Genomic DNA, 16,595 nt, shown 5'->3' with positions numbered 1-16,595 from the left:
GCCCCCGAGGAATGCTGATGGTCGCGTCTCATCTGGAAGCCAGCGTGAATGCGCTGGCCGAAGCCCGTCGCTCGAACACGCAGATCGACGGCCTGGCGCGGGCGCCCGCCTCCACGGACGAGGCCCATGCGATCCAGGACGCCGTTTTCGCGCGGCTCGGACTCGAAATCGGCGCCTACAAGGCGTCCACGCCCGTGGGCGCGCCGGAGAAGCGCGGCCTGATCCCGGCGGGCATGGTGCGCCAAAGCCCGGCGGCCATGCCCGCCGTCGAGGTTCCGCACTGCGGCGTGGAGGCTGAGGTAGCCTTCCGCTTCCTGCGCGACCTGCCGCCGCGCGAGACGCCCTATACGCGCGAAGAGGTGGCAGCGGCCACGTCCGTTCTGCCCGCCATCGAGGTGCTGTCCAGCCGTTTCCGCTCGCCGCGCACACGGCCGGAACTGGAGCAGCTTGCCGATTGCATGATCAACGGCGGGCTTGTGCTCGGCGCAGAAACAAAGAACTGGTCGCACCTGGACCTGCCCCGCCTCGACGTGACGCTCACGATCAATGGCGAGACGGTGCTTCAGCGCACCGGCGGCCATCCTACCGACGACCCGCTGGGCATCACGGTGGCGCTGGTCAACATGATGCGCAGCGCCGGCGGCGTGAAGGCTGGTCAGTCGGTCGCGACCGGAAGCTGGTCGGGCATGCTGTTTCTGAAGCCCGGCGACACCTGCGTCGCATCCTTCTCCAGCCTCGGCGCAGCGGAAGTCACCTTCACTGCCTGATCGCGCCGCAGTGCCACCCGGCCCGGCCGGTTGGCTCAGGCCTCGCGGGCTGGCGCCACGGCAAGCACCAGGCTCACGCGAAACAGGCCTTCGCGCGTCTCAAAGCGGATGCCCCCGCCATGCGCCCGCGCCACCTCGGCCGCGATGGCGAGCCCGAGACCCGATCCATGGGAACCCTCACCGCGCTGGAACGGCGCGCAGAGGCGCTCGCGCTCGCCATCGGGAATGCCCGGGCCATCGTCACCTACCGTGACCACCGCATGGGCTTCGTCTCCGCCAACCTCGACTGCGAGCCGAGCTCTCGCCCCGTGGACGACCGCATTGTGGATGAGGTTGGCGATGGCCTCCCGCAGGCTGATGGGGTCTCCGGCAATCGTCACCTCGCCGGGCGCCGGCACGAAGGTGATGCTCACCTCCCGCTCAAGGCTCAGGGGCACCGTCTGCGCCAGAACCGACTTGGCCAGCGCATTGAGTTCCACCGGCTGCAGCCGCGCCGTCTCCATCCGGTGCAGCACCATGGCGTGATCGAGCAACTGGCTGGCGAGGCGCCCCACATCCGCAATGCGGTTCCGCAGCGGGTCCATCCGTGCCGGATCGTCCAGTTCGTCGCTCAAGAGTTCCGCTTCGGCATCGATGGCAGCGAGCGGCGTGCGGATCTGGTGGGCAGCATCGGCAATGAAGCGCTGCATCATGACGATCCGCTCCTCCAGCCGGCGCATGAAACCGTCGATGGCGCCCACCAGCGCCCGCACCTCCCGTGGGGGCGAGACCTGGATGGGACGCAGGTCATCGGGCCGTCGGCCGGCGATCTCGCCCTCAAGCCGCGTCAGAGGCGAAAACGCGAGGCCCAGGGAGAGGGCCGTCGCCAGAAGGCCGAGCAGGCTCATCACGGCGATGAGCGCCACGGCCTTGGTGGTCAGATCCCAGGCCAGGGCTTCCCGGGCCCGCATGGTCTGGGCAAGCACGATCTCCGCCCAGCCGCCGCCCGCGTCCTCCAGTTGCTTGCCGAGGGCCGCGATACGCACCGGCTGCCCCTGATAGGTGCCGTCGCGCAGGACGACGCCGCGGTGGAGCGCGGCACCGCCGACCCCCTTCGCCAGATCGTCATAGCCCGCCACCACGACCCCGCGCGGGTCGGTGACGCGATAGAAGACGAGGTCATAGGCCGAGAGCGTGGAGAAGGCGGCGGCCGGGGGGTCCAGCGCCACAACGCCACCCTGCACGTAGACGTTTTCCGCAATCTGCACCGCGCCGCCGATAAGCAGCTTGTCATAGGCATCGCGCGCCGCGACCTTGGCATATTCCCACGCCGCGAAGCTCAGCAGCAGCGCGCCCAGCGCCAGCATGATGCCGACGAGGGCGAGGATGCGCGCGCGCAGCGAGGTGCGCAGACTTTCAAGTCGCGAGCTGATAGCCAAGGCCGCGCTCTGTCCGGATCTCGACTGGCGTCGCGGCAAGCTTGCGGCGCAGGCGCGCCACGAACTGCTCCACGGCATTGGGGCTCGGGTCCTGATCGAAGCTGAAGAGCTGCTCCACCAATTCTTCCTTCGGCACGAACCGGCCGGGGCGGGACGCGAGGATTTCCAGAACGGTCAGCTCGCGCCGGGTCAGGTCGAGCGCCTTGCCCTCGACGCTTGCGGTGCGGCCGGCCCGGTCGATGGTCAACGGGCCAAGCCGCAACAGATTGTCCGACTGGCCCGCCGCCCGGCGCAGCAGCGCCCGGGCGCGTGCTTCCAGCTCGCGATAATCGAAGGGCTTGATCAGATAGTCATCGGCGCCGAGATCGAGGGCGCTGATGCGGTCGTCGACGGCGGACCGGGCGGTGAGCACCAGCACCGGCGTGCGCACCCCACGCCCGCGCAACCCCTTGAGAACGCTAAACCCATCCTGCCGAGGCAGCATCACGTCCAGCACTACGAGATCATAGCTTTGCACTTCCAGAAGCTCGGCCGCGGTGCGCCCGTCGCGCTCCCAGTCCACCGCATAACCAATGCGCTCGAACCGCTTCGCGATGGCGCGGCCGATCTCTTCGGTGTCCTCGACCAGCAGGATGCGCATGGCTCTTCGTCGGCTGGAGTCAGTTTCGTGTCAGTGAATGCCCGTATCGTTCTTACCAAGGCTGCCAGAGTGCACCAAACAAAATTCGCCACGGCGCAGAGCCCGGTGGCGGCAGGGAGGACGGATGAACGCGCATCAGCCGCAATCTATCGGCGCGCCTTTGCTTTCGGTCGAAGGTGTCACGCTCCAGTACAAGACGCCGGGCTCGCTGGTTACGGCCACCTATCGTGTCGATTTCGACGTCTATGACAGCGATCGCTTCGTGCTGCTCGGGCCGTCGGGCTGCGGCAAGTCCACCCTGCTAAAGGCTATTGGCGGCTATATCCGGCCGACCGAAGGCAAGATCCGCCTCAAGGGCCACGAGGTGAAGGAGCCCGGCCCCGACCGCATGATGGTGTTCCAGGAGTTCGACCAGCTCCTGCCCTGGAAGACCGTTCGGGAGAATGTGGTCTTCGCCCTCACCGCCAGCGGCCGCCTCAAGGGTGCGGAGGCACAGGAACGGGCCGCCGCTTATATCGATAAGGTGGGCCTCACCAAGTTCATCGACAGCTATCCGCACATGCTCTCGGGCGGCATGAAGCAGCGTGTCGCCATTGCGCGCGGCATGGCCATGGAGCCGGACGTGCTGCTCATGGACGAGCCGTTCGCGGCGCTCGATGCGCTCACCCGGCGCAAGATGCAGGATGAGTTGCTCCAGCTCTGGGAGGACACGCGCTTCACCGTGCTGTTCGTGACGCACTCCATCGAGGAGGCCATCAAGATCGGCACCCGCATCCTCCTGCTGTCGCCCCATCCCGGCCGTGTGCGCGCGGAGCTGAACAGCGTGCCGGCCGAGGCCATGGGCACGCCGGCGGCGGTGCAGCTAGAAACCCGCATCAACGACATGCTGTTCGGGCACTGAGGAGACGATCATGAGCGAGACCCTTCTCCTGCGCCCCGAGATCATCAAGCCCGACACCACCGCCGGCGACGTGCAGGTGGAGGCGAGCCTCTCCTGGTTCGAGCGCATCTACGGCATCGGTGCCGTGCGCAAGGCCTTCATCCTGCTGGTGCTGGCGGGGCTCTGGGAAGCCTATGGCCGCTGGCTCGGCAATCCCCTGCTGTTCCCCACCTTCACCGAGACGCTGACCGCCCTCATCGACAACATCGCCAACGGGGTGATCCCCCAGCGCGTGATGGTGTCGTTGCAGACGTTGCTCATCGGCTACGGCATCGGCATCGTGCTCGCCGCCATCCTGACGACGCTGGCCATCGGCTCCCGCCTCGGTGCCGACCTTCTGGAGGCGCTGACCTCCATGTTCAACCCGCTGCCCGCCATCGCGCTGCTCCCGCTGGCGCTCATCTGGTTTGGCCTCGGTCAGGGCAGCGTCATCTTCGTGCTCGTCCATTCCGTGCTGTGGGCCATTGCGCTCAACACGCATTCCGGCTTCCGCTCGGTCTCCAACACCATGCGGATGGTCGGCATGAATTACGGGTTGCGGGGCCTCAAGCTGGTGCGCCTCATCCTGATCCCCGCCGCCTTCCCGGCCATCCTCACCGGCCTCAAGGTGGGTTGGGCCTTCGCCTGGCGCACGCTGATCGCCGCAGAGCTGGTGTTCGGCGTATCCTCCGGCTCCGGGGGCCTCGGCTGGTTCATCTTCGAGAACCGCAACCAGCTCGAGACCTCCAACGTCTTCGCCGGCCTCCTGACGGTGATCCTGATCGGCCTCGTCGTGGAGAACGTCGGCTTCGCCACCATCGAGCGCAAGACCGTGCGCCGCTGGGGCATGCAGCACTGAATGCGGGTGGGCGGCCGGCGTGCCGGCCGGCCGCCCGTGACAGCCAGGCACGAGCCCGATCCATAGCCGCGAACAACAGCCGACAAGGCACATGGGAGGAGACCACATGACCATTCTGAAAACCCTGCGGGCGCTCACGCTCGCCGCGGCCGCTCTCGTTGCCGCCGTCCCCGCAGCGTGGGCCGAGGTGAAGGAAGTCCGCATCTCCAAGGGCTACGGCATCCTCTATCTGCCGCTCATCGTCATGGAAGACCAGAAGCTGTTGGAGAAGCAGGCCGAGAAGGCCGGCCTCGGCCCGCTCAAGGTCACGTGGCTGATGCTCGATGGCGGCAATGTCATCAATGACGCCATGATGGCCGGCTCGCTCGATTTCGCCGGCACCGGCGCGCCCGGCTTCATCACGCTCTGGGCCAAGGCGAAGGGCATCCCCAACGTCGAGGTCGTCGGCATCAGCGGCCTCAGCGCCACCGCGCTGTGGATGAACACCAACAGCCCGAACATCAATTCGCTCAAGGACTTCAAGGCGGGCGACAAGATCGCCCTTCCCGGCATCAAGACCTCGCTCTCGGCCGTGGTGCTACAGATGATGGCGGCGCACGAATTCGGCCGCGAGAACTATGCCAAGCTCGACCCGCTCACGGTGAGCCTGCCCCACCCCGAGGCGCTCGCGGCCCTCGTCGGCGGCAAGACCGAGATCAACGCCCACTTCACTTCGCCGCCCTTCTCCTATCTGGAGCTGAAGGACCCAAAGGTGCATCGGGTGGCAAATTCCGTCGATGTCATCGGCCCCATCACCCTCGACGTGACGTTTGCGCCGAAGAAGTTCGTGGATGCCAATCCGAAGGTCACGCAGGCCTTCCTCGACGCGCTGGATGAGGCGGACGCCTTCATCGCCGGCAACAAGCAGGCCGCGGCCGAGATCTACGTGCGGAACGCCAAGGTGAAGACCTCCGTGGAGGAGATCCTTGAAATGCTGAACGACAAGGATACGCGCTTCTCCACGACGCCGGACGGCATCATGCAGTTCGCAGACTTCATGCACGCTGCCGGCTCCATCAAGGTCAAGCCGAAGGCCTGGAGCGATCTGTTCATTCCCCAGCTTGCCAGCCGCAAGGGCAGCTGACCGGCAAAGGGCACCGGAGGACCGGTGCCCTTCCGCAGTGGATCGGGCCAGCCACCGGGCTGGCCCTCACGCATCCGGCAGGGGTAGGGTGGACAGGCATCACAAGGGCCGAAAATGCCGCCATCCCGCCACTGGACGCACGGGCTCGACTGGAACCTGCTGCGCACGTTCCTCGTGATCGCCGAAGAGCGGAGCGTAACGCGCGCCGCCGAGCGCCTGCTGCTCCAGCAGCCGAGCGTCAGCGCCGCTTTGAAGCGGTTGGAAGAGACCTGCGAGTGCCGGCTCTTCGAGCGGGGCTGCCGGCCCATGCGTCTCACGCCGCAGGGCGAGGCGCTCTACCAGCAGTGCCGCGAACTCTATCGCGCCATCCTCACTCTCGATCCCGGCATCGCCCCCTCTTCCAGCAGCCTGACCGGGCTGGTGCGGATCGAGATCGTGACCCATCTGGTGAATGGCGGGCTTGATGCGGTTGTGCGGCGGCTCAACGCCAAGCACCCCGGCATTTCCTACAATGTGGAAGTGTCCAGCAGCTACGGCATCGTGCGGGCCGTCTCGCAGCAGCTCACGCCCTTCGGCATCTGCCTTCTGGCCAAACCCCTTCCCACGCTCTCTTGCCAGTTCCTGTTCCGCGAGCGGTTCGGCGTCTTCTGTGGGCGCGGCCATCGCCTGTTCGGCGTGGAAGCCATCGACTTCGACGCCATCCGCAACGAACCCTGGGTCTCGTTCGCCTGCGCCGAGGTGTCCAACTCGCTGGAGCCGATGCTGACCCTGCGCCTCGGCGCCGATATCGCCCGCCGGGTGGTGGCGACGAGCCCCGACCTGTTCGAGGTCCGGCGCTTCGTCACCGCCGGCGTCGGCATCGGCACGCTACCGCTGGAAGCGGCGGCGCGGGATGTGGCGGAAGGCGCACTGTGGCCCCTCCCCCTCCCCGGCCTCGATGCGCTGGGCGCGGACGTCTATTTCCTGTCCAATCCGGCGCTCCGCTACAGTCCCGCGGAGCAGGCCTTCATGGAGGAAATGTCGGCGTTCAAGGATGCGAACGCCGACATAGAGGCACCGGTCGGGCCGTGAGTGATCGCGGGAGCCGGCCGCTCCCGCCCGCACGTCAGTGCGCTTCGGCGAGATCGGCCTTCAGCGTCTCCACCAGCATCAGCAGCGCGATGGTCGAGATGGCAGCCGAGCCGATCATGTACCAGGCGACCGACGATCCCGTGCCGGTCGCCTGAAGCAGTGCCGTGGTGACGATGGGCGTCGCCGCGCTGCCCAGCACGCCGGAGAGCATGTAGCTGATGGACAGGCCCGAATAACGCACCTTGGTGCCGAACAGCTCCGCGAGGAAGGTGGCGATCGGCCCGTAATTGGCGGCGAACGCCGTCATCATCAGCAGATAGCCGACCAGCGCGAGGCCGAAGACCTGGGTGTCCATGAGCCAGAACAGCGGGAAGGCAACGATGGCCTCCGCGATGATGCCGCCGACGATCACCGGCTTGCGGCCGATCACGTCGGAGAGGAGGCCGAAGGCCGGAAGCAGCAGCAGGCAGGCGCCGCAGGACAGGAGCGCGATGGAGAGCATCTCATTGCGCGAGAAACCCAGCGTCTGCGTGCCATAGGTGAGGCCAAAGGCGACGATGAGATTGAAGGAGGTGCCGGTGGACATGGTGGCGACACCGCCCAGAACCACCCGCTTCCAGTTCTTCGCCATCAGCGCGACGAAGGGAACGCTCGCCTGCGCGCCCGCCGTCTTCACCTTCTGGAAGGACGGCGTCTCGGCCGTGTTGAGCCGCACGTAAAGCCCGACCGCCACCAGCAGGATGCTGACCAGGAATGGAATGCGCCAGCCCCAGGAGACGAGCGCCTCCGTGGACATGAGCGCATTGGCGATGAGGAAGGCGAAATTGGCGAGCAGCGTGCCGGCGGGCACGCCGATCTGCACCCAGGAGCCATAGAGGCCCCGGCGGTTGTCCGGCGCATGTTCCACCGCCATGAGCACCGCGCCGCCCCATTCGCCGCCCAGCGCAAGACCCTGAATGAGCCGGAGCGTCAGAAGGAGGATCGGAGCCCAGATGCCGATGACCGAATAGTTCGGTAGGAGGCCGATGGCGAAGGTGGCGAGACCCATGATGAGCAATGAGGTCAGCAGCATGGACTTGCGGCCGAGCCTGTCGCCGAAGTGGCCGAAGAGCGCCGCACCGACGATGCGCGCGAGATAGGCCGAAGCGAAGGTGCCGAACGCCAGCAGCGTGCCGGCGAGCGGATCGAAGCTCGGAAAGAATACCTTGTTGAACACGAGCGCCGATGCCGTGCCGAAGACGAACAGATCGTACCACTCGACGGTGGTGCCGATGACGCTTGCGAAGGCAATCTTGCGCATGCTGCGCGGCTGGGGCGCGCGGGCCGCGGTGGCGCGCACGGGGACATGGTCGTTCATCGGGTCCGCCTCTGGTGATTGTTGGGTCCGACCGGGCAGCATCCATCGAGACCACGGCGCGCGCCGTGGCCAGCATCTTCGGATGTGACCGGAACCTTGGCCGGTCGTTGTGCCGGCCCTGCGGGGTACTGTCGTTGAAGTCGCCGCGGCACGCCAATCGATATTCGATATGGTCTGCATTGCCGGTTTCTATTTTCCGCAGTCGCAGAGCCGCTCTAGAACAGATGTCATCGCGGCGTGGCCGGCCGGCACCGCCGTTCCCTCACAGGCAGCAAGGTCCGACAGATGCACCGCCACGCCAACCTGCGTCCCAACATGGATCGGCTCTGGTCCACGCTCGCGCGCTCGGCCGAGATCGGCACGACAGCGCGCGGCGGGCTGCGCCGCCTCGCACTCACGGCCGAGGATGGCGAGGTGCGCCGCGTCTTTCAGCGCTGGTGCGAGGAAGCGGGCTGCCAGCTCACCGTCGATGGCATCGGCAACATGTTCGCGGTGCGGCCGGGGCAGGAAGCTGACGGCAAGGTGGTGCTGGTGGGCAGTCATCTCGACACCCAGATCAAGGGCGGCCGCTTCGACGGCATCCTCGGCGTTCTGGCCGGCCTCGAAGTGATCCGCACCCTGAACGACCACGGCATCGAGACCCGCCTGCCCGTGGCGGTGGTGAACTGGACCAATGAGGAAGGCGCCCGTTTCGAGCCGCCCATGATCGGCTCGGCCATCTTCACTGGCGACAAGAGCCTCGATTTCGCGCTCTCGCGCACCGACAAGGACGGCATCACCCTCGGGGCCGCCCTCGATGCTATCTCCTTCCGCGGCACCGGCGGCCTGCGGCCGGACCAATGCGACAGCCTGTTCGAGCTGCATATCGAGCAGGGACCGCGTCTGGATGCGGCGAAGATCCAGCTCGGCGTCGTCACCGGCGCCTTCGCGGTGCGCGGCTTCGTGGTGGAGGTGATCGGCGAGACCGGCCACGTCGGCCCCACGCCCATGCCTGACCGGCACAACGCGCTGGTGGGCGCAGCCCATGTGACGCTTGCCATCGAGGAGATCGGCTGGGAGCTTCATCCCACAGGCGGCAAGTCCACCACCATGCGGCTCGTAGCCGAACCGAACCTGCTCGGCATCCTGCCCGACCGGGTGGAGATGACCTGCGACATGCGCCATCCGGACAATGCGGTGGTCTCGCAGGCGCTGGAGCGTTTCATCGCGCGGCTCCCCGAGCTTGAGGCGAAGTCCCGCTGCAAGATCCGCATCCATGAGGGCTGGTCCTATGGCGGCATGGCCTTCGACAAGGACCGCGTCGGCCTCGTGCGCGGCGCGGCCGAAGCCCTGGGCTATACGCACATGGACATGCTGACAGAGGCCGGTCACGACGCCATGCACGTGGCCAACCACCTGCCCACGGCGATGATCTTCACCCCCTGCGAGGGCGGCCTCTCCCATAACGAACTGGAGAATGTGACCCTCGCCGATATTGAGCCTGGTGTGAACGTGCTGCTTCAGGCCGTGCTCGCGCGCGCCGCGTGAGACGAACCATGTCCACCCCCGAAATCATCGAGGTGCCCGTGGTGTCCGAGGCGATCCGTCGCCTCGGCGCCCCGACGTCCGCGCTGGTGCGCGCGGGCGGCCTCCTCTTCACCTGCGGCATGCCGCCCCTCGACCTCGCCACCGGCGCCATCGTAAGCGGTCCCATCGAGGTTCAGGCGGAATGTTCGCTGGACGCGCTCGCCTTTGCCCTCGCCCACGCTGGCTCCTCGCTGAACCGCGTGGTGAAGGCCACCGTCTTCGTCACCGACCCGGCTCTGATGGGCCCGGTCAACCGGATCTATGCGGCCCGCTTCGCTTCCGGCTTTCCCGCGCGCACCTCGGCCGCCATCAAGCCATGGTCCCAGCCCTTCGACATCGAGATCGAGTGCGTGGCCATGGCGTGAGCGGGCCTCACACCTGCCGGACACCGCCCTTCATCACCAGCGTAGGCAGGCGGCGCTCCACCACGAACTGGGGCACGGTCTCCACGTCGAAGGCGAGCAAGTCCGCCGGCGCGCCGGGAGCCAGCGTCCCCGGCCCAAGGCCCGTCACGGCATGGGGAATGCGGGTGACGTGATCGATGAGGCCGGCGATGTCCGCGTCCGTCCGCAGGCCAAAGCGGTAGGTGGCAAGCATCATGCGGTCGGCCATGCCGATGACGCTCGCCGGATTCCAGCAGTCGCGCACATTGTCCGAGCCGAAGAAGACGCTGACGCCAGCCTCCCGCAGCCGCAGGAGCGGCGGACAGCGGTCCCCGCCGGGAATGCTGGAGAGGATGGCAACGCCCGCCTCCCGCAGCAGGCTCGCCACCGCGTCGAAGGCGCGTGCATCGGCATCCGCCAGCGAGAAGGCATGGCTGATGGTGACGGTGCCTCCGAGGCCCGTCGCCTTCGTGCGATGGGCAATCTCCATGATCTCGGACAGGCCGGCTTCGCCCCCATCATGCAGATGGATGTCGATGCCCCGTCCGTGGCGCTCGGCGAGCCCGAAGACCACATCGAGCGGCGCGTGGAGATCGCCGTCATGGCCCAGCGGGTCGAGGCCGCCCACAAGATCGGTGCCCATGCGCAGCGCCTCCTCCAGCAGATCAGCCACCGGCGGGCAGGAGAGGATGCCGCTCTGGGGAAAGGCGACGATCTGGATGTCCACCCTCCCGCGCCAGCGCTCCCTGATCTCCAGGACCTGTGCCAGATAATCGAGCCGCGTCACGTCGTCGATGTCCACATGGGTGCGCAGGCAGGTAGTGCCGTGGCGCAGCGCCAGTTCCAGCAGCTTCTCGGCGCCGCGTTCAGCCAGCGTGGAGGTCTCGCCGCGCCGGAACGCCTTCTCCGCCTCGATCCGGGCCCGGACGGACGGCGCGGCGTCATGGGGCCGCCAGGGCAGGCCGAGCAGCGTCTTGTCGAGATGCAGATGGCCATCGGTGAATCCCGGCAGCACCACCGCGTTCGCAAGATCGAGGCTCTCCCGCGCCGGAGGGACGGGAGCGCCCTCTTCCTCGAACAACGCGATGCGCCCATCGGCGATGCCGATGACGACGCGCCGCCCATCCGACAGGCGGGCATTGCGCAGCAACAGATCGAGGTCCATCGGCATTCTCCCGTACTCCCTGCTCATTCCACCTGCGGCCCGCGACTGAAAGCCGACTGAAAGCTTCCTTGGCGTAAAAGGTTCATACGGCAGAAAGCCGAACCAAGAGAAGAATGCCGCAAGGCACGATCATTTGAGGAAACGCGGGCGAATATCGCCCCCCAAGGGAAGGCCCAGCCATGTCCACATTCCGTGCATCCCGCAAGGCGGGATCGCGCCTCAAGGCGTTTGTCGGCACCCTCGCTCTCGCCACGGGCCTTATGGCCTCGTCCGGCGCCTTCGCCGAAAAGCTCACCATCATCGTCGGCGGCATGGAGAAGCAGATCTACCTGCCCGCCGCCCTCACCCGCGAGCTTGGCTATTTCAAGGATGAAGGGCTCGATGTCGAGCTGATCAATTCCCGCGCCGGCGTCGAAGCGGAGAATGAGCTGCTCGCGGGCGCCGTGCATGGCGTGGTGGGCTTCTATGACCACACCATCGACCTTCAGGCCAAGGGCAAGTTCCTGAAATCCATCGTACAGTTCAGCCAGGCGCCCGGCGAGGTGCAGCTCGTCTCCACGAAGTATGCCGATGAGATCAAGTCTCCGGCGGACTTCAAGGGCCGGACGCTGGGCGTGACCGGCCTCGGCTCCTCCACCGACTTCCTCACCCGCTATCTCGCCTCGCGCGGCGGGCTGAAAGCCGGCGATTACACGCTGCTGCCGGTGGGTGCCGGCAACACCTTCATTGCCGCCATGAAGCAGGACCAGATCCAGTCCGGCATGACGACGGAACCGACCATCGGTCAGTTGCTCAAGACCGGGCAGGCGAAGATCCTCGTCGACATGCGGACGCCGGAAATGACGGCGGCGGCGCTCGGCGGGCCTTATCCGGCGGCCTCCTTCTACGTGCAGCAGTCCTGGCTCGACGCCCATCCGGACGAGGCGCAAAAACTCGCCAATGCCTTCGTGAAGACCATGCGCTTCATCGCCAGCCATTCGGCGGCGGAGATCGCCGACAAGATGCCCAAGGATTATTACGTCGGCGACAAGGACCTCTACATTCAGGGTCTCGCCGCGGGGAAGGCGCAGTTCACCCCCGACGGCCGCATGCCGAAGGACGGCCCGGAGACGGTGCTGAAGGTGCTGCAGGCCTTTGCCAAGAATGTGCAGGGCAAGCAGATCGACCTGTCCAAGACCTACACCACGAGCTTCGTGGACAACGCGGCCAAGGCCCTCGGCAACTGAGGCCTTAAGCCCTCCTCGGCGCCGGCCGCTCCGCCAGAGACCGCCGGCGCCGTCCAGCCAGAAAATTCCAAACCAGAGGCTCGCCGTGCGTCACGCCGGCGAGGGGAGGAAACGCATGTCTCTTCAGACCCTTGAGGCGACCCGCCCGCCGATCGTGCCGGCTGCCGCATTGAGCCCGGCCATAGAGCTTGAGAATGTCACCCGCCGGTTCCTGACGCCGGACGGCAAGTCCATGACGGCGCTGCACGATTTCACCATGACGGTGGATCGCGGCGAGTTCGCCTGCGTGGTCGGGCCCACCGGCTGCGGCAAGTCCACGACGCTCAATCTCGTCACCGGCCTTGCCAAGCCGAGCGCGGGCGAAGTCCGCGTCATGGGCGGCCCGGTCACCGGCATCCACAAGGACGTCGGCTTCGTCTTCCAGGCGGACGCGCTCTTTCCCTGGCGCTCGGTGCTCGACAATGTGGCCGCCGGCCCCATCTATCGCGGCATGCCGAAGGCACAGGCCTATGAGAAGGCGCGCGACTGGATCGCCCGCGTCGGCCTCGCGCGCTTCGAGAAGCACTATCCGCACCAGCTCTCGGGCGGCATGCGCAAGCGCGTCGCCCTCGCCCAGACCTTCATCAACGAGCCGAAGATCCTGCTCATGGACGAGCCCTTCTCGGCCCTCGACGTGCAGACCCGCACGCTGATGCAGGACGAACTTCTGAGCCTGTGGTCGGGCTCTGGCGCCTCGGTGGTGTTCGTGACCCACGATCTGGAGGAGGCGGTGGCGCTGGCCGACAAGGTCTATGTGCTGACCGCCGGCCCCGCCACGGTGAAGAGCGTCTATCACATCGACCTGCCCCGGCCGCGCGTGATGGAGGAGATCCGCTACGACGCCGCCTTCGTCGAGAAGTGCCGCATCATTTGGAACGACCTGCGCGAGGAAGTGCAGATCGGCCAGCAGCGCACCCTCAAGACCGGCCACTGAGCGAACGGGAGCCCTCCATGACCATGACCGCCCAGCCCGTGGCTACCGCCGCGCCCGCGCCCCGCGCCATTCCCTCCGAGGCGGAGATCGAGGCCAAGGCCCGCGCCCGCATCAAGGCCCGGCGCACGCTCGTCATCACCCTGCGCATCGCCATTCTCGTGGCCGTGCTCGGCTTCTGGGAGATCGGCGCCGAGACCGGCTTCATCGATCCCTTCTTCTTCGCCAGCCCCTCGGGCATTGCCGACCAGATCTGGATCTGGATCACCGAGGGCACCTCGCAGGGCCCGCTGTGGACGCAGATCGTGGTGACGCTGGAGGAAACCGTCCTCGGCTTCATCATCGGCGCCGTGGGCGGCGTCGTGTGCGGCATCCTGCTCGGCCGCAACAAGCTGCTGGCGGACGTCTTCTCCATCTACATCAAGATCGCCAATTCCATTCCGCGCGTGGTGCTCGGCTCCATCTTCATCATCGCGCTCGGCCTCGGCATGCCCTCCAAGGTGGCACTCGCCGTGGTGATGGTGTTCTTCGTGGTCTTCGCCAACGCCTTCCAGGGCGTGCGCGAGGCGGACCGGGCGATGATCGCCAACGCGCAGATCCTCGGCGCGTCGCCGCTCCAGATCACGACGACGGTCATCATTCCCTCGGCCATGAGCTGGATCCTCGCCTCTCTGCACGTCTCCTTCGGCTTCGCTTTGGTGGGCGCGGTGGTGGGCGAATTCCTCGGCGCCAAGCAGGGCGTCGGTCTCCTCATCGCCACAGCGCAGGGCGCCTTCAACGCCAATGGCGTGTTCGCGGCCATGATCATCCTCGCCGTGCTGGCGCTGGTGATGGAATTCCTCATCACGCTGGTGGAGAACCGCCTCGTGAAGTGGCGTCCCGTTCCGTTCCACGAGCAGAACTGAGGCAAGCCCTCTCCCGTATCGCGTCATCCATGGCCGGGGGCCTCCCCGGCCATTTTCGTCTGCGAGACCGCACGCTCAATGGGGCGCGGCTTCCGGCAGATGCATCTCCACCCTCAGGCCGCCCGCCACCGAGGTGCCGAGCACAAGGTGGCCGCCTGCCCCCTCCACCACCTCTCGCACGATGGAAAGACCGATGCCGGACCCATCCCCGGGCGTGCCCGGGAGGCGATAGAAGCGCTCGAATACCCGCTCCCGCTCTTCCGGCGGGATGCCTGGCCCCGAATCCTCCACCACCAGCACCGCACCGTCGGCGCCGCCCGAGACGGTGACTGTCACGGTGCCTCCCGTCGGCGTGTAGCGCAGTGCATTGTCCACGAGGTTCACGATCGCCTCGCGCAGCATGGCGCCGTCCCCTGCGGCCGTTGCTTCTGAGAGCACGTCGAGCCCGAGATCAATGCCGCGCTCGATGGCAAAATCCGCGAGGCCTTCCATCACCCGCCGGGTGGAATCGGCGAGGTCGATCACCTCGTCCCGCGGCCGCCGGCCGCCGGGCTCGGCCCGCGACAAGGTGAGGAGTTGCGCCGCGAGGCGGGCGAGGCGACGGGTGGATTCCTCGACGCCCGCCAGCGCCTGGTCCCGTTCCACGCCATTGCCGGAGCGGCGGGCGAAGGTGGCCTGCGTCGCCAGCAGGGCCAACGGCGTGCGCAACTGATGCGCCGCATTGGCCACGAAACGCCGCTGGGCCGCCATCTGCCCCTCCACGCGGCCCATATAGGCGTTGAGGGCTTCGACCAGCGGACGCAGCTCGCTCTGCACGGCAGTGTCCGAGATGGGCGTGAGGTCGTTCCGGTCACGGTCGCGCACCGCGTCGCGCAGGCGCATCAGAGGGGCGAGGCCCCGCCGCAGGCCAAGCAGAACGAGAAACGCCGCCGCCACCAGCAGCAGCAGTTGCCGAACCATGCCGCCCACCCACAGTTCCCGCACCATGGCGCCGTGGCCGGCAAGCGTGACGCCCACCACCACCACGATGCGCTCGCCGTCGCCGGCGCCCACCACGGGGTAGCGCAGGGCCGCGAGGCGCAGCGGCTCGCCGCGATAGGTGTCGGCAAAATGCGCGGGGATGCCGTCCTTCAGGCGTTCGGACGTGACGGGCAGATCCGGATAGCCCACGAGAAGACGCCCGGCGTCGGTATCCACCCGGTAATAGACGCGGTCCCGATGGCCCGTGTCGAACATCTCCAGCGCCACCGGCGGCACCACCGCGTCGATGACACCGCGGTCCACCCGCACATCCTCGGCGATGGCGCGCGCGGCAGCGTCCAGCGTGCGGTCGGTGACGAGATCGGCGGTGCTCCGCGCCTGCCGGAAGCTCGTCCAGACATTGAGCGCCATGAGCCCCGCGAGCGGCAGCAGGAGCCAGCACAGAAGCTGGAGGCGCAGGCTCTTAATGCGCATGGCGCAGCAGGTAGCCGAGGCCACGCAAGGTGACGATGGAGACGTCACTGCCCTCCAGCTTGCGGCGCAGCCGGTGCACATAGATTTCGATGGCGCTGGGATCGGCGAGATCATCGAGCCCGAAGATGGTCTGGGACAGCTGCGCCTTGCTCACCGTCTGGCCGGTCTTCACCAGCAGCGCCTCCAGCACCGCATGCTCGCGCGGTGTGAGGCTGAGCGGCGCCTCCCCCAGGCGGAACTGGCGGGTCTTGGTGTCGAAGGCCAGCCCACCGCAGGTTATGATCGGATCGGCCCGCCGGGCAGAGCGGCGCAGTTGCACCCGGATACGGGCCTCGAGCTCGGCCATGTCGAAGGGCTTAGCCAGGTAATCGTCGGCGCCCTCGTCGAGCCCGGCGACGCGCCCGTCGAGGCTGGCATTGGCGGTGAGGATGATGACCGGCACAGTATCGTCGCGCCCGCGCAGCCGCCGCAGGAGCTGAATGCCGTTCATGCCCGGCAACGTCAGATCGAGGATGACGAGATCATAGGTTTCGAGGCTCAGCGCGTGATCGGCCGCCTCGCCGTCATGCAGCACGTCCACGACGAAATTGTCCCGCCGCAGGATCTTCGCCAGCCAGTCGGCGAGTTCAAGATTATCTTCGACAAGAAGGAGCCGCATCTCACGCCAGCCTGAAGCTGCGGCACTCTAGAGCACCCGGCGATCCGGTGGCAACGAAGGCGACCGGCGCGAGCCCCACCCGGCCACGAACACACACGTCATGCACAGGTGAT

Annotated in this window: 16 protein-coding genes; 10 read left to right on the top strand and 6 right to left on the bottom strand. The window is 67.1% G+C overall.

The genetic code is table 11. The annotated features are described in order from the left end of the window. Positions 1-17 precede the first annotated feature (17 nt). Positions 18-767: a fumarylacetoacetate hydrolase family protein gene (locus DFO45_RS04265; RefSeq protein ID WP_133863910.1), complete on the top strand. Its 750-nt coding sequence runs from the start codon at positions 18-20 to the stop codon at positions 765-767. Between the two features lie 35 nt (positions 768-802). On the opposite strand, the gene DFO45_RS04260 is transcribed toward DFO45_RS04265, so the two are convergent. Further along, positions 803-2,185 carry a sensor histidine kinase gene (locus tag DFO45_RS04260; protein WP_133863909.1) on the bottom strand — a complete coding sequence of 461 codons (1,383 nt, stop codon included), beginning with the start codon at positions 2,183-2,185 and terminating at the stop codon, positions 803-805. Further along, entirely contained in the window at positions 2,163-2,825 is a 663-nt protein-coding gene (locus DFO45_RS04255) for a response regulator transcription factor (protein WP_012170480.1), read from the bottom strand. The genes DFO45_RS04260 and DFO45_RS04255 overlap by 23 nt, the downstream gene beginning before the upstream one ends. Positions 2,826-2,949: 124 nt before the next feature. On the opposite strand from DFO45_RS04255, the gene DFO45_RS04250 reads away from it, so the two are divergent. The 4 genes from DFO45_RS04250 (at position 2,950) to DFO45_RS04235 (ending at position 6,797) form a co-directional block, all read left to right on the top strand. After that, positions 2,950-3,726: an ABC transporter ATP-binding protein gene (locus DFO45_RS04250; protein ID WP_133863908.1), complete on the top strand. Its 777-nt coding sequence runs from the start codon at positions 2,950-2,952 to the stop codon at positions 3,724-3,726. 10 nt (positions 3,727-3,736) lie between these two features. Continuing rightward, entirely contained in the window at positions 3,737-4,603 is an 867-nt protein-coding gene (locus DFO45_RS04245) for an ABC transporter permease (protein ID WP_133863907.1), read from the top strand. Between the two features lie 106 nt (positions 4,604-4,709). Continuing rightward, positions 4,710-5,726, top strand: a complete 1,017-nt coding sequence (locus tag DFO45_RS04240; protein WP_133863906.1) for an ABC transporter substrate-binding protein — start codon at positions 4,710-4,712, stop codon at positions 5,724-5,726. A gap of 114 nt (positions 5,727-5,840) precedes the next feature. Next, positions 5,841-6,797, top strand: a complete 957-nt coding sequence (locus DFO45_RS04235; RefSeq protein WP_133863905.1) for a LysR family transcriptional regulator — start codon at positions 5,841-5,843, stop codon at positions 6,795-6,797. A 34-nt stretch (positions 6,798-6,831) separates the two neighbouring features. On the opposite strand, the gene DFO45_RS04230 is transcribed toward DFO45_RS04235, so the two are convergent. Then, positions 6,832-8,154 carry an MFS transporter gene (locus DFO45_RS04230; protein WP_133863904.1) on the bottom strand — a complete coding sequence of 441 codons (1,323 nt, stop codon included), beginning with the start codon at positions 8,152-8,154 and terminating at the stop codon, positions 6,832-6,834. A 285-nt stretch (positions 8,155-8,439) separates the two neighbouring features. On the opposite strand from DFO45_RS04230, the gene DFO45_RS04225 reads away from it, so the two are divergent. Both DFO45_RS04225 and DFO45_RS04220 read left to right on the top strand, forming a co-directional pair. Beyond that, a complete protein-coding gene (locus DFO45_RS04225; protein ID WP_133863903.1) occupies positions 8,440-9,681 on the top strand; it encodes a Zn-dependent hydrolase in 1,242 nt (413 codons plus the stop codon). 8 nt (positions 9,682-9,689) lie between these two features. Then, positions 9,690-10,085 (top strand): RidA family protein, encoded by a 396-nt coding sequence (locus DFO45_RS04220; protein ID WP_133863902.1) that lies wholly within the window; start codon positions 9,690-9,692, stop codon positions 10,083-10,085. 7 nt (positions 10,086-10,092) lie between these two features. On the opposite strand, the gene DFO45_RS04215 is transcribed toward DFO45_RS04220, so the two are convergent. Further along, the gene (locus DFO45_RS04215) at positions 10,093-11,268 is read right to left on the bottom strand and encodes an amidohydrolase (protein WP_245517949.1); all 1,176 of its coding nucleotides are present in this window, start codon (positions 11,266-11,268) and stop codon (positions 10,093-10,095) included. A 179-nt stretch (positions 11,269-11,447) separates the two neighbouring features. Here DFO45_RS04215 and DFO45_RS04210 point away from each other — a divergent pair, with 179 nt between their 5' ends. The 3 genes from DFO45_RS04210 (at position 11,448) to DFO45_RS04200 (ending at position 14,369) form a co-directional block, all read left to right on the top strand. Then, positions 11,448-12,494, top strand: coding sequence for an ABC transporter substrate-binding protein (locus DFO45_RS04210; RefSeq protein WP_133863900.1), 1,047 nt, complete (start codon positions 11,448-11,450; stop codon positions 12,492-12,494). Positions 12,495-12,609: 115 nt separating this feature from the next. Beyond that, positions 12,610-13,467: an ABC transporter ATP-binding protein gene (locus DFO45_RS04205; RefSeq protein ID WP_166657046.1), complete on the top strand. Its 858-nt coding sequence runs from the start codon at positions 12,610-12,612 to the stop codon at positions 13,465-13,467. Between the two features lie 23 nt (positions 13,468-13,490). Next, the gene (locus tag DFO45_RS04200) at positions 13,491-14,369 is read left to right on the top strand and encodes an ABC transporter permease (RefSeq protein ID WP_133864400.1); all 879 of its coding nucleotides are present in this window, start codon (positions 13,491-13,493) and stop codon (positions 14,367-14,369) included. Positions 14,370-14,444: 75 nt separating this feature from the next. On the opposite strand, the gene DFO45_RS04195 is transcribed toward DFO45_RS04200, so the two are convergent. Beyond that, positions 14,445-15,824 (bottom strand): sensor histidine kinase, encoded by a 1,380-nt coding sequence (locus tag DFO45_RS04195; protein WP_133863899.1) that lies wholly within the window; start codon positions 15,822-15,824, stop codon positions 14,445-14,447. Continuing rightward, complete coding sequence (locus DFO45_RS04190) at positions 15,814-16,482, bottom strand: response regulator (RefSeq protein WP_133863898.1); 669 nt, start codon at positions 16,480-16,482, stop codon at positions 15,814-15,816. The genes DFO45_RS04195 and DFO45_RS04190 overlap by 11 nt, the downstream gene beginning before the upstream one ends. Positions 16,483-16,595 lie beyond the last annotated feature (113 nt).

The organism is Azorhizobium sp. AG788 (assembly GCF_004364705.1).
Taxonomy (GTDB): Bacteria; Pseudomonadota; Alphaproteobacteria; order Rhizobiales; family Xanthobacteraceae; genus Azorhizobium; species Azorhizobium caulinodans.
The sequence above is the reverse complement of the archived record's forward strand: the minus strand, read 5'-3'. Positions and strand labels throughout refer to the sequence as shown.